Origin of the sequence: Corynebacterium diphtheriae (genome assembly GCF_001457455.1) — a bacterium.
GTDB lineage: Bacteria > Actinomycetota > Actinomycetes > Mycobacteriales > Mycobacteriaceae > Corynebacterium > Corynebacterium diphtheriae.
Genome location: NZ_LN831026.1, coordinates 1,161,050 through 1,174,691 on the forward strand (window position 1 = coordinate 1,161,050; position 13,642 = coordinate 1,174,691).

Here is a 13,642-nt window from a genome sequence, read left to right on the forward strand (position 1 = left end):
TTAAGCGTAACTTTCGCCAGTATTTAGTGGGCGATTGGTGAAAATGCTATGGCAGAAAAATTTGATATTCGAACACAATAGAACACCTGTTCCTTAATTGGATGATTTTGATGTACTATAGCTCTATGCTTTCCGATATCACCATTCACAACCTTGGGGTTATTCCGAGTGCGTCACTTGAGCTGAGTGAGGGTCTTACCGTTTTGACCGGCGAAACAGGCGCCGGTAAAACGATGGTCGTTACAGGATTGAGACTGCTGGCAGGTGGCCGTGCCGAAGCTCAACGTGTTCGAAGTGGCAGTAGCCAAGCTGTTGTAGAAGGGCGATTTTTACTGGACTCTGTTGCCCCCGAATCGGCCGAAATGGCACGTGCGGTGGTATCCGCAGCAGGAGGTGCGCTAGATGAAAATGGTGAGGTTATAGTTTCCCGCACAGTGAGTGCACAAGGGCGCTCTCGTGCGCACCTTGGAGGTCGCTCCGTTCCTGCGGCGAACTTAGTGGAGTTTTCGAAAGAAGTTCTCACAATTCATGGTCAAAATGACCAGCTTCGGTTACTTAATAGCGATCGCCAGCGAGATGCACTCGATCGTTTTTCCCAAAAGATTAGTGCTTTAATGACAGTTTATTCCGAAGCGTATAGAGCGTGGAAAAATCTCTCGAAGGACCTCCAGGAACGTCAAGCATCGAAACGGGAACTTGCACAAGAAGTCGATCGCCTAGAGTTTGCTATTCGAGAGATTAGTGAGGTCGATCCGCAACCAGGTGAAGAAGCGGATCTTCTTGTTCAAATCACACGACTACAAGACGTAGATGATCTTCGGGCGCAGGCTGTAGGAGCGCTTTCTGTAATTGATGGTGCTGCAGGGGTTGAAGGATATGCTACGTGTGACTCTAGTGACTCCAATGCAGCTTCGGATCTTATTGGTCAAGCACTATCAAGTGTCAGGGTAAGTAGTGATCCCACATTACAAGGTGTTTCGCAACAGCTAGAAGCTGTTACATCAATCTTGATGGAAGTTTCTGCTCAATTAGGTGGTTTTCTAGATGAATTACCAGCGGATCCTAAAATGTTAGACGAATTGCTTCAACGGCAGCAGGCACTCAAACAGTTAACACGCAAGTATGCTTCTGACATCGATGGCGTTATCAAATGGAAGCTTAAAGCTGAGCAAAAACTGGAATCGATTGATGTTTCACCTGAAGCTCTTGATCAGCTCAAAAAGGAAACAGCTCTGGCAGAGCGAAAAATGAATGATGCCGGTATGGCTTTGCGCGCAGCTCGTATCGAAGCTGCGCAGGAACTTAGTAATGCAGTCACGAAAGAGCTGCACGGATTGGCTATGCCTAAGGCCATGTTTTCAGTGGTTGTACATCCAACGGAACCACAACCTTCTGGGTTCGATGAAGTTGAGTTTTGCTTAGCACCAAATAAAGCTACTGATCCTCGGCCATTGGCTTCGTCGGCATCAGGAGGCGAGCTGTCTCGTGTCATGCTTGCTTTGGAAGTTATTCTTTCGGCAGGGCAACATGGAAATACGCTTGTGTTCGACGAGGTGGATGCAGGAGTTGGTGGGCGCGCTGCAGTAGAAATCGGGCGTCGATTAGCTCGTCTTGCCCAAAATAACCAAGTCATTGTTGTTACGCATTTGCCACAAGTGGCTGCCTATGCAGATACCCATTTACATGTCGCGAAAGACGTTGGTGAATCAACAGTGACATCGGGTGTAGAAAAATTGTCGGAACAACGTCGAGTTGAGGATCTCGCTCGTATGCTCGCGGGACTTGAGGACACTGATACTGGGCGGGCACACGCCAAAGAGCTTTTTGAGAAGGCTCAAGCGGAAAACCGTGCGTTTCGCGTTTAGCGGTAGATTTCAATAAGCATTGTACAAATACTGTGGATGTCGAAATTTTATGAGGATTAAGGCTTTTCCTTCCGCGCGCCTCTGTACACAATTCAATAATGGAAGGCACAATGCTCACCATGAGTCTGTTCAACCGTTCTGCGGATCTTCCCGGTATTCATGCAGTGACGCGCGATTGTTCATCGCTTAATCGAGGTCTAAAAAGGCTGAAAAGCGGAGAGATCGCAGTCGTTGACGCACCCGACATAACTCGATCCATTGCACAGCAGTTGATCGATGCCAAGCCCCTTGCAGTAGTCAATAGTGGACAATTCTCTACAGGGGCGATTCCTAACTTTGGCCCACAAATGTTAATCGATGCAGGCATCATGCTAATTGATGCTGTTGGACACGATGTGTGGACGATTCTAAAAGACGGAAAGAAAGCGCGGTTAACGGAAGACGGCCAGATTTTCTATGGCGAAAAACTCATCGCTTCTGGAACCGTAATCACTGCAGAGCAAGCTGAAGTTATTTTCGTAGAGGCACAAGGGTCATTAATTGATCGAATGGAAGCCTATTTTGGAAATACCATCCAGTTTATTCATGCTGAGGCCCCGTTGCTCATTGATGGACTTGGTGTACCTGATCGTGGTGGGATGCTTCGTGGGCGCAAAGTATTGGTGGTCAGCCCAGGGACAGGACACCGTACACAAGTAAAAGGGCTTCGTAATTTTATCCGAGAGTACGAGCCGGTTTTGATTGGTGTCGATGCTGCAGCTGATACATTGGTGGAATTGGGATATAAACCCAATTTTATCGTTGGTGATCCATCAGTAATTGGATCTGATGCATTACGTAGCGGCGCCCAGGTAGTTCTTCCCGCGGATCCAGATGGTCATGCCTTGGGATTGGAACGAATCCAAGACCTAGGTGTTGGCGCAGTAACTTTTCCGTCCTCTGTAGATTCATCGACCAACTTGGCCCTTTTGTTAGCTGATTATCACGGTGCAGAGCTAGTGGTAAACGCTGGTTCTCCATTCGACTTGGATTTGATCTTCGCCGATTCAGAGACCGCATCACCTGCTACGTTGTTGACACGCTCGAAACTGGGGTCACGATTGATAGACGCCACAGCTATTACCGATCTTTATACAGTACGTTCTTCAACGGGTCTTGCTTGGTTATGGGCAATTTTGGGAATTTTGGTGGCAGCTGCGGTCATTATCGCTATTGCGGGAACGTCTGGCGATGGTTCTTTTAGCCAGAATCTCATTGACACATGGAATAACTTTGCTTTGACAGTGCAAAGTTGGTTTAAATAAAACCCTCGAAGGAAGAACAAAAATATGGCTAGAAAATCTGGACGCACTGCAACTGCTATTGCAGGTCTTTCCTTCGGCCTTGCATTAGGCATCGGGGCTGGGATGTACGTGTTGGCTCCAAATGTTGCTGGTGGCCCAAATCAAACAACTTCCACTTTGGAACGTGAACGTGACGATGCTCTTGAGTCTGCCCAGATTGCAAAGGCGCAAGCTAAAAGTGCCGATAGTGTAGTGTCGGCACTTGGGAGGGGAATTACTACTGATCTCCTGAAAGAAAAGAAGGTATTAGTGTTCCGCACCTCAGATTCGCTTGATAGCGATGCGGATGCCTTGTCTGAAGCGTTAAAAAGTGCAGGAGCGGAAAATGCTGGAACCATTAAATTGGGTGAGAAATTTTTCACTCAAGAAGGCGCTGATGGCTTAAAAAATATTATTGCTACTACGCTTCCAGCTGGTGCTCAGCTTTCTACTGAGAAAATGGATTCTGGTACTCATGCCGGAGATGCGTTGGGCAGTGCACTCTTGTTGAACAAAGATGATGGTTCTGAGCAAGCAAATAAAGAAGATCGTGGGATTGTGCTAGGTGCACTGCGAGAAAGCGGCTATATCGATTTTGATGAGGCGAGCGTAAAACCGGCTCATGCGATAGTTTTACTTTCAGGAGATTCTGACGGATCAAAAGCAGCTTTTTCTATTAAAAATCAAGCCTCATTTGCCACCGCTTTGAAATCCAAAGGATCTGGTCTGCTTGTTGCAGGTCGAATTCATACTGCAAGTGACGCTGGTCTTTTGGGAACAATTCGGACCTCGGCACAAGATAAACAAGCTGTTTCTACCATTGATTCAATTGACCAGAATTGGGCACAAATTGTTGCAATCTTAGCGCTTAAGGAACAACTCGACGGTAAATCTGGTGCTTATGGCGCAGCGGGGAATGTCGACGCTACATCTCCAGGAATTAAAAATCCTGAGTAGATTGCAGCTATCGTTGAGATTATGACTCCTCATTCGTTTGTCGTGACAGATAGTACGTTGCTTTTGGATGCTCCAATTATTGCGGTGCGGCGGGACAAGGTGCTTATGCCGAAAGGAAACGAGAGCTATCGAGAAATCGTCGAGCATTATGGCGCAGTAGCCATAGTAGCTCGCGATGAACCTGGGCGAATTCTACTGATAAAACAATATAGGCATAGTGTAGGTAGGCGCATGTGGGAGCTTCCAGCTGGGTTACTTGATATCCCAGCTGAATCTGAGTTGCAGGCTGCTCAACGAGAATTAAAAGAAGAAGCAGGACTCGCATCTCATCATTGGTCTTGCATAATTGATTTAGTTACTAGTCCCGGTTTTTGTGACGAAGCAGTTCGAATCTTCCTAGCTGATCGAGTACATGCTGTGCCTCGGCCTGAGGCGTCAGATGAAGAAGCTGACATTACGACACAATGGGTCACACTCGAAGATGCTATTGAAATGATCATGCGTGGAAAGATCGTGAATTCCATTGCGATCGCAGGTATTTTTGCTGCACGTGAGCATATCGAGCATGGAGCATCTTTACCGAGTCGAGCCACCGAATTCGAAATTAGACCTACTTCATTGGCACAACGACATCAAGATTTAGCAGTACCTCGTCGATAATTATGGGCTCAATAAGTAATGTTGCTCGTCAATGGCTAACTCACTTAGCAGTGGAAAAAGGAGTTAGCGATAACACATTGTCTAATTATCGTCGTGATCTTGAACGGTATACACGGTGGCTGCAAGTACAGGGAATCACAGATATTGAGAATATCTCCGCACAAGATATTGAAAGATATGTTCAAGAGTTGCGTAAGGGGGATAGTGATACTGGAAAAAAACCTCTAGCTGCCTCATCTGCTGCGCGAGCTTTGATTGTTGCTCGTGGTCTACATCGTTTTGCATTGTTAGAAAACTTAGTGGAGAACGATGTATCTGCTGATGTCTCTCCACCTGCAATGGGGCGTCACCTGCCTGATACCCTCTCAGTCGAGGAAGTGAATCGTCTAATAGAAGCTATACCCATAGATGATGCGGCTTCGCCAGAAAATCTTAGGGATTGCGCTCTACTGGAGTTCCTCTATGCTACTGGAGCCCGCATTTCGGAAGCAGTAGGTTTAGTGGTGGACGACGTGGCTGCAATTGTCGAAAATGAAGGCATTGTCCGAATAACTGGAAAGGGCAACAAACAGCGTATTGTGCCTGTTGGTGATCAGTGTTTGTCAGCGCTCGAGCGATATGTCGTGAGAAGCAGACCGGCAATGTCAAAAGGGAAATCGCACGCACTTTTCCTTAATAAACGTGGCGGACAATTATCTAGACAAAGCGCTTGGCAAATTCTCAAAAACTCAGCTCAACGCGCAGGAATTGAAAAAGATATTTCTCCACATACTTTGCGCCATAGTTTTGCCACTCATCTTTTAGAAGGTGGGGCTGATGTTCGAGTAGTACAAGAATTGTTAGGGCATTCGTCGGTCACAACTACACAGATATACACCCATGTAACTGCCGATAATCTACGATTTGTCTGGTCTCGTTCACATCCGCGTGCTCACTAACATGGTTGGATTTTGTAAAGTCAGCAAACTAGATTTGTGAATTTTTTCTTCGTAAAATTGCTTCAAAGACACGGAATGAATCCGAAGCGTGTAATTTATAGTTTGTTGGTGTGCTGTTAGGCTCAATTCGATCTAACGGTATGGGAAATATAAATAATTTTCAGGGTGAAAATCAAGGAAGAGGGATAGACATGGGCGAATCGGGATTGTTTGATACACCCGATCAGAAGGTCGGCCTCACAGGGCGTCCGTTGCGGGAATTCCCTGAACCTGAACCATTGTATAAACATGGTCCTGCGAAGATTATTTCGATGTGTAACCAAAAAGGTGGAGTCGGAAAGACTACTTCGACTATTAACCTTGGAGCTTGCTTGGCAGAGGCGGGGAGGAAAGTACTTCTCGTTGACCTTGATCCACAAGGCGCATTGTCTGCTGGTTTGAATATTCCCCACGAAGAGCTCGAAATCACCGTTTACAATCTCTTAGTCGATCGGCATACCTCGATTCACCAAGCAATCCATCACACTTCGGTTGATGGATTGGATTTGGTACCTGCAAATATTGATCTTTCGGCGGCTGAGATCCAGCTTGTAAACGAGGTTGGACGCGAGCAAACTCTAGCGCGGGCGCTAAGGCCGGTGATGCGGGATTATGACTTTATTATTTTAGACTGTCAGCCGTCATTGGGTCTTCTTACCGTCAATGCGTTGACTTGTTCTCATGGAGTCATTATCCCCATGGAATGTGAGTATTTCTCGTTGCGCGGATTGGCATTGCTGACAGATACTGTCGAAAAGGTACGAGATAGGCTCAATTTTGATCTTGAGATTGTTGGAATCTTGGTAACGATGTTCGATCGGCGGACAACCCATGCTCGGGAAGTTATGTCTCGAGTGATTGAAGTATTTGAAGATAGAGTTTTTGATACTGTGATCACCCGGACAGTTCGCTTCCCAGAAACTTCTGTTGCCGGTGAACCCATTACTACGTGGGCTCCGAGTTCTCAAGGTGCTCAGCAATATCGGCAGCTTGCACGCGAAGTAATCGAGCGTACCGCCTAGCTCATACGCTTAGGCATAAAAGGTTTGAAAATTTGAGGATTTATGGCGAGAACTGCTGTTCCGGATAATCAACCTGAGATAACGGGTTTTCGTATCGTCCTGAATAATTTCGAAGGTCCGTTTGACCTCTTGCTTCAGCTGATTAGCGCGAAAAAACTAGACGTAACTGATGTAGCTTTGCATAAAGTTACAGATGATTTTGTAGCGTACACGCGTGCGTTAGGGGAATTTGCTGAGCTGGATGAAGTCACGGAGTTTCTTGTTGTAGCAGCCACGTTATTGGACCTCAAAGCTGCTCGACTGCTTCCACGGGGTGAAGTGGATGATCTGTCTGATCTGGAGCTTTTAGAGTCGCGCGATCTTTTGTTTGCTAGGTTGCTCCAGTACAAAGCATATAAACAGGTTGCAGATCAGTTTGCCCGCTGGCAATTGGCTGCGCAGCGACGTTATCCGCGGGCAGTAGGCATGGAAGAACAATTTTCTTCATTACTTCCTCCGGTTAAAATTAGTCATACACCTAAGTCTTTCGCTGAATTGGCTGCAAGTGTTTTTAGGCCAAAACCTCCGGATACAGTTGGCACAAGTCATGTGCATGGTGTTGAAGTGTCTGTTCCAGAACAAGCTGGCAAGGTTTTGGATCTGCTCGTTGAGTGTGGCGAGGGCGTCTGGATGGATTTTCCGGATCTGATTACTGGTTGCAGAGTTTCATTAGAAGTTGTTGGGCGCTTCCTTGCTCTACTCGAGTTGTATAAGGCCCGAGCGGTTTCTTTAGAACAAGAGGAATCATTAGGCGCTTTGCGGGTGTCGTGGACAGGAATTCATGTGGATCCCGCAATAGTCGCAGCAAGTAACTGGGCATAGATCCGGAGTGAGGTTACATATGGGGGAGGCTCACATAAAAGGTTTTGTAGTGTTCTACCATCGGTAAAAATGTGGTTCTGTCACGCGCGGATTAAAAAGGGAAGGGAAGCTGAAGTGGGTATCGTCGTTGTGTCTGGTTTAGCGTCGGGAGTGGGCAAGACGACGGCAACCGCAGCGATCGTGAAAATCTTGCAAGCAAAAGGTAGGGATGTTGTGCCAGCTAAGATCGCTCGATTGCAAAACCTGTGTGCTTCTCCAGATATTGGCACAATTGAAAAGTTAACGGGTATCCGAGGAGAGGACTTTTCGCAGTTGGATGATCCGTTGGTTCAAGTGTGTCATCTCTCTGAATCGGGCAAAACTGTTGTGGTTGAGGGGTCTGGTGGGCTGAGTGTTGCCTTAATAGGAAAGAAAACAATTGCGGATATTGCAGCTGAACTAGATGCTCCGTTGGTAGTTGTCTCGGGAATGAATCGCGGTGCTGTAGAACTTGCAGTAAATGCCGTTGGTTTCGCTCGAGCATGTGGGGCAAATGTTGCGGGCTTGTTGGGGGGAAAACTGCCGGCGGGTGCAGATCTACGTACTCGTTTAACTCTAGTGGAGGCGTCGCGTGCGTCTGGAGTGCCATTTATTGGCAGTTTGAACGATGGCGTAGGCTCGCTTGGTTGCGAGCCATTTGCAGAGGCATTATCGACGATTTTCATTCCCGACGAGTGGTAACTATTGAGTTTTGGTCGTGATTATTCTGGTCAGCATATAGTTAATGATGCCGATAACCATTGCGGTAGCCGAGCATGCTATAAAATAGCGAGCTTCTGCTTGGGCGTTGTCTGGGTTGTAGTACTGAGAAATGTGCCCTGATAACGCTGTGCCTATGGCCATGGTGAGGAAAAACATTGCTGAAAATTGGGTGGCGTATTTTCGGGGTGCATATTGAGCGGTTGCTGCCATGCCAATTGGGCCAATCAGCAGTTCACCTATGGCTGTTACAAGAATACTGATTGCCAAGACTATAAATGGTGTGGAATTAGGTTCGCCACCTGCGTAGGGGATTAAAATTGCAAAACCTAATCCGGCAATTCCGACACCGATTGAAAGCTTAGTTGCAGGGCGGGGGCTGCGATCGCCAAGGCGTAACCATAGGTAGGCAAGCGGAAGTGAAAGTACGAACACATAAAAAGGGTTCAGTGATTGTAGCCAAGCAGCTGGTATCAAGAAGTTGCCAACTGAGCGGTTAAGGCGTACATCGGAGTAAACTGCTAAAACTCCGTAGGTTTGGTTCATAATTGCCCAAAAGGCTACCGATGCTAAAAAGATAGGGATGTAGCGTAGCAACTGTATCTTTTCTGCTGGTGTGACTTCACTGCTCCGAAACATAGAAGTGTAGAGAAGCAGAGCCGCTCCTAGTGTCAGTGCTAATAGAAATGTTGCAAGGACTACTGGTTTAATTAAGCCTGTTGCAACGCAGAATGTTGCACAAAATAAAGCGAGGGTGCTGCCTCCCACAATGAATATTGCTTGGGTAGTAGTTGCAGTCAATTGAGGTTGTGTGATGCGCTGCCGAGTTTGTGTGCAAAGCGACGCCATGGCAGCGGGGCGTGCGAAAACATAGAGCGATATGCCGATAATCATGAGAAAGGCTGCTGCTATAAACCCGATGTGGAAAGAATACTGTTGAGTTAACCAGCCGGTAAGGAGCGGGCCGAAAAATGCTGCCAGTTGGATTCCTAGATAAAAGAACTGAAAGCCGGTTCACGCTGTTTCGGATTTTCATCGTAAACTGCGCCTAGCACGGTGATAGCAGCTGTTTTTAGTAAGCCGGATCCCACAGCGATCAGGGGTAAACCTATCGCTAGTCCGTAAAAACCAGGAAATGTAGACAGACTTATGTGGCCTATGACGAGCAACGCGGCGCCGCTCAGAAGCGTTTTTTCTGCACCAAGGAGATGGTCGCCCACCCAGCCGCCGATGAACGTGCATAGGTATACCAATGCGCCGTATGCCCCGATTAAGGCTGTTGCATCTTTTTTGGCAATGCCGAGTCCGCCGTCGGCAATCGAATAGTAGAGATAGAAACCTAGGATCGCTTGCATGCCGTAGAAGCTGAAGCGCTCCCATGCTTCAATGCTGACGACAGATGTCATCATTCGAGGATGGCGCCAAAACATCGCGCGGTTGTTTTTAGAGTCGATTGAACGCTGTTCAATTAATTGCATACCGTACATTATTACCAAAAGGGGAACAATTGTCAGTCGATTGGTCGTACAATTAAACGGTGTTCAATACTGATGAGTTGGAAAATAATTCATTCGCACAATTTGATCGTGATCATATTTGGCATCCTTATGGCCCGATGCCGGCTACGGTTGCCCCCTACGTAGTTGCAGCCACTAACAACACGGACATCATTCTAGACAACGGAACGCGCTTAATCGACGGAATGAGTTCATGGTGGGCTGCCGCCTTCGGGCATGGGAACGAGAGGCTTAAAGCGGCTGCTCATCGCCAAATTGACGTGATGAGCCATGTCATGTTTGGTGGCTTGACGCATGTGCCTGCGATTAAGCTTGCACGTCAATTGTGTGAACTTACGGACGAACCTCTTACCAAGGTTTTCTTTTCTGATTCGGGATCTGTTGCCGTAGAAGTGGCACTGAAGATGGTGTATCAATACCAGCTTGGGCAAGGGCATCCCGAACGGCGTCGTATGTTGACCTGGCGTGGTGGGTATCACGGCGACACCTTTGCCACGATGAGCTTGTGTGATCCAGAGGGGGGAATGCACGCAATGTGGGAGGGGCGCGTAATGGATAATGTTTTTGCGTCTCGGCCGCCGCTGTGGGGCGCTGCATCAAATGAAATTTCTGCATACATAGATCATCTCGATTCGTTGATTGATTCAACAATTGCCGGCATCATCGTTGAACCCGTTGTTCAAGGAGCTGGTGGCATGCGATTCCACGCTCCAGAGATTCTCAAAGGTATTCGACAGCTTTGTGATCAACATGGAATTTTATTTATCGCAGATGAAATTGCGACTGGTTTTGGTAGAACGGGTAACTTATTTGCCACTCAAGCTGCAAAAGTAACTCCTGACATTCTTTGTGTTGGAAAGTCATTAACTGGCGGGTTTATGTCGTTAGCTGCAACCATCACCACGGATGCTGTGGCAGAAAGTATTTCTTCCGCTGCCGGAGGAGGAGCACTAATGCATGGACCAACATTTATGGGAAACCCGTTGGCATGTGCTGTTGCTAGCGAAGCATTAAGCATTATTGCAGAAGGTGATTGGAAGCAGCAGGTTGCAGAAATTGAAAGCGAGCTAAAAAAAGGGCTTGTTCCGCTAGCTTCCAACCCTGCTGTTCGTGACGTAAGAGTCCTCGGTGCAATTGGTGTAGTTGAAATGAAAGAACCTGTTGACATGAAACGTGCTACTCATGCTGCTGTGAACGCAGGTGTATGGCTCCGTCCTTTCGGCAGGCTCGTATACACAATGCCTCCATTTGTCTGTACTCATAAACAAATACAAAAGATTTCGTGTGCAATTGCTTCTATCGTGCATACGGAACAGGAACGTTTCGAACGCTAAAGGAGAAATGTAATGGCAATCGTAGTTGTAACCGGTACAAACACAGATGTAGGAAAGACAATCGCTTCCGCTGCAGTATGTCAGCATTATTCACGACAAGGATTCCGAGTCGTTCCAGTTAAGCCCGTCCAAACTGGAGAACCAAAAGGTTCAGGTGATGCACAAACCATTGAAAAACTAACCGGAATAGTAGGCAAATGCTTTGCCCGATTCCCAGAACCACTCGCGCCTAATCTTTCTGCACAGCGGGCTGGTATGCAGCAGTTAAATTTGGAAGAAATAGTTAATAAAATTCGTGAACTCGATGGGCCTCAAACAGTTGTTGTTGTCGAGGGGGCCGGAGGACTCTTAGTTCGTTTGGCGGATTCATTTACGATCGCAGATGTTGCGGCGCAGCTAGACGCACCTCTCATCGTAGTAACAAATATGGCGTTGGGCTCGCTCAATGCGGCAGAACTCACTGTAGAAGCAGCGCAGCGACGTGGCTTGAAGGTTTTAGGGCTGATTGGTGGCAGTATGCCTAAGAATCCTGACTTGGCTACCTCGCTTAATGTTGCAGAAATGGAAAAGGTGACTGGCATACCGTTGTGGGGTTCTATCGCAGAAGGTGCAGGGCAATTGAGCAAGGAAGCCTTTTGTCAACTAGTAGAAGATCTACATCTTCCCACTATGTGGCCGTAATCCGAGCAGGCCGAGGCCCCCTGATCGACCGGGCGGTGAGCTCCTTAGAGATAGTGCAATCGCTATGATTGATTACGTCACTGTACTCAGTTAATTCAAGGAGCTCATCGGGTTAGATGGAAATTCTTATTGGTTTGCTAGCGTTGCTTTTTGCAACGGTCATCATGGTCGCCGTCGGAGACCGAACCGGTCTGCCATGGCCTGTGTTACTTACCTTGGTTGCTGCCGGTGGAATTTTTCTTCCGTGGCTTCCCGAAGTAGCGATTCCTGAAGAGATGATCCTCCCGATTTTTATTCCGCCATTGCTATGGGCACTGGCGCGACATAGCAGCTGGGCGTCGATTAAAAGGCAGTGGCGAACCGTAGTTTTGCTTTCAGTTCTATTAGTTATAGTTACTGCAGTTACGGTGGGTCTTGTCGCATATTTATTAGTACCAACTCTCTCATTTGCAGCTGCGGTTGTTATTGGCGCAGCCATTTCTCCTCCAGACCCCGTAGCTGTTGATGCTGTTGCAGAACCGGCAGGTGTTCCACGACGATTATCTAATACGCTTCAAGTTGAAGGCCTCTTTAATGATGCTGCTTCGATCGTCGTTTTTAATTTGGCATTGTCAGTGGTGCAGTCTGGGCACGATATCACTTGGTGGTCGGCGCTATCTACATTGGTATATTCAGCAGCGGTCGCCGTGGTTATTGGTTTTGTCTTGGGAACCGGATGTGCAAAACTCCATTCTTGGATGACTTCATCAGTTGCTAGGAATGCATTCACGTGGGTCATTCCGTTTGCTACTTTTATCGCTGCTGAGGAATTGCTTGCTTCGGGTGTTATTGCCATCGTTATTGCTGCGATCCAATTTAATTCCAAGAGTCAAGCTGGTGCCGAGGATAGACTGTCTGGATCGGCTTTTTGGCAGGTAGTTGAGCTGCTTTTTACTGGTGTGGCATTCGGACTCATTGGAATTTCGGTGCGTGATGCGATCCATTCTGCTGGAGCGAACCTGTGGCATGGGGTGTGGTTCGGCCTAGTGCTGGCATTGACTGCCATCGCAGTGCGGGCACTGTGGCTGTACTTGCTCTATGTAGGGAACAAAAAGGCGGGTAGACGAACTGGTGCACCGTTACGACTCCAAGAAGTACTGTTACTAACTTGGGGTGGAATGCGTGGATTAGTCACTTTGGCGCTCGTATTGTCAATCCCGATGACTACCGGATTTGCAATTTACCGAGAGCTCTCTATTGTTGCACTTACTGTTTTGCTTGTAACGATGGTGATTCCTGGCCTGACACTTCCTGCTCTCATGAGGGTATTAAACCTCGAAGAAGGTCCGGATGCTTTTGGCGATTACGCACGTGAAAAGCTATTTGTTCGCGCCAGATTTGCTGCACGACAAGTGCTGGATTCCTATTCTCATGACATCCCAGAAGAATTTATGGCTTCCTTACGGCGTCGCTTCGAACATGACATTAATGCTGATGAAGATGACGACGATGCCATGACACCTGAAGAGCGTCGCAAGATTCAAGAGCGTCGTTTTGCTCTGTTTAATAAAGTACGGCTTGAAGCCTTGTATGCTTCTCAAGCTGAGTTACTTCGAGCCAGAAGCGAGCGGGACGTCGATCCGATGATTGTTGACGAAGTTCTGTTTGAAATCGACAGCCAGATCATCGCCGCCGAGAAATCAACGAGATAATAAGGGCATTTCTTCAT

Annotated in this window: 11 protein-coding genes and 1 pseudogene; 11 read left to right on the forward strand and 1 reads right to left on the reverse strand. The window is 47.4% G+C overall.

All coding sequences use genetic code 11. The features are described 5' to 3' along the window. The first annotated feature begins 125 nt into the window (after nucleotides 1-125). The 8 genes from recN (at nucleotide 126) to bioD (AT687_RS05745) (ending at nucleotide 8,384) form a co-directional block, all read left to right on the forward strand. The gene (gene recN, locus AT687_RS05710; RefSeq protein WP_003851361.1) at nucleotides 126-1,865 is read left to right on the forward strand and encodes a DNA repair protein RecN; all 1,740 of its coding nucleotides are present in this window, start codon (nucleotides 126-128) and stop codon (nucleotides 1,863-1,865) included. Nucleotides 1,866-1,975: 110 nt separating this feature from the next. Then, on the forward strand, nucleotides 1,976-3,169 hold the full coding sequence (gene steA / locus AT687_RS05715; protein ID WP_010934869.1) for a putative cytokinetic ring protein SteA: 1,194 nt from the start codon (nucleotides 1,976-1,978) through the stop codon (nucleotides 3,167-3,169). A 24-nt stretch (nucleotides 3,170-3,193) separates the two neighbouring features. Further along, nucleotides 3,194-4,144 (forward strand): copper transporter, encoded by a 951-nt coding sequence (locus tag AT687_RS05720; protein ID WP_014306854.1) that lies wholly within the window; start codon nucleotides 3,194-3,196, stop codon nucleotides 4,142-4,144. Nucleotides 4,145-4,165: 21 nt separating this feature from the next. Continuing rightward, nucleotides 4,166-4,804 carry an NUDIX domain-containing protein gene (locus AT687_RS05725; protein ID WP_016829734.1) on the forward strand — a complete coding sequence of 213 codons (639 nt, stop codon included), beginning with the start codon at nucleotides 4,166-4,168 and terminating at the stop codon, nucleotides 4,802-4,804. Between the two features lie 2 nt (nucleotides 4,805-4,806). Next, nucleotides 4,807-5,742 carry a site-specific tyrosine recombinase XerD gene (gene xerD / locus AT687_RS05730; protein ID WP_014316714.1) on the forward strand — a complete coding sequence of 312 codons (936 nt, stop codon included), beginning with the start codon at nucleotides 4,807-4,809 and terminating at the stop codon, nucleotides 5,740-5,742. 191 nt (nucleotides 5,743-5,933) lie between these two features. Beyond that, a complete protein-coding gene (locus AT687_RS05735; protein ID WP_014301869.1) occupies nucleotides 5,934-6,803 on the forward strand; it encodes a ParA family protein in 870 nt (289 codons plus the stop codon). A gap of 42 nt (nucleotides 6,804-6,845) precedes the next feature. Further along, nucleotides 6,846-7,664: a segregation and condensation protein A gene (locus tag AT687_RS05740; protein ID WP_003851367.1), complete on the forward strand. Its 819-nt coding sequence runs from the start codon at nucleotides 6,846-6,848 to the stop codon at nucleotides 7,662-7,664. Nucleotides 7,665-7,733: 69 nt separating this feature from the next. Then, the gene (bioD, locus tag AT687_RS05745; protein ID WP_014301870.1) at nucleotides 7,734-8,384 is read left to right on the forward strand and encodes an ATP-dependent dethiobiotin synthetase BioD; all 651 of its coding nucleotides are present in this window, start codon (nucleotides 7,734-7,736) and stop codon (nucleotides 8,382-8,384) included. On the opposite strand, the pseudogene AT687_RS05750 reads toward bioD (AT687_RS05745), so the two are convergent. Next, nucleotides 8,385-9,889 (reverse strand): annotated as a pseudogene (locus AT687_RS05750) (peptide MFS transporter). It abuts the gene before it with no gap. 50 nt (nucleotides 9,890-9,939) lie between these two features. Between AT687_RS05750 and AT687_RS05755 the strand changes: the two are divergent. The 3 genes from AT687_RS05755 (at nucleotide 9,940) to AT687_RS05765 (ending at nucleotide 13,625) form a co-directional block, all read left to right on the forward strand. Beyond that, the gene (locus tag AT687_RS05755) at nucleotides 9,940-11,253 is read left to right on the forward strand and encodes an adenosylmethionine--8-amino-7-oxononanoate transaminase (RefSeq protein WP_014306858.1); all 1,314 of its coding nucleotides are present in this window, start codon (nucleotides 9,940-9,942) and stop codon (nucleotides 11,251-11,253) included. Between the two features lie 12 nt (nucleotides 11,254-11,265). Next, complete coding sequence (bioD, locus tag AT687_RS05760; RefSeq protein WP_010934877.1) at nucleotides 11,266-11,934, forward strand: dethiobiotin synthase; 669 nt, start codon at nucleotides 11,266-11,268, stop codon at nucleotides 11,932-11,934. 116 nt (nucleotides 11,935-12,050) lie between these two features. After that, nucleotides 12,051-13,625: a cation:proton antiporter gene (locus AT687_RS05765; RefSeq protein WP_014319060.1), complete on the forward strand. Its 1,575-nt coding sequence runs from the start codon at nucleotides 12,051-12,053 to the stop codon at nucleotides 13,623-13,625. Nucleotides 13,626-13,642 lie beyond the last annotated feature (17 nt).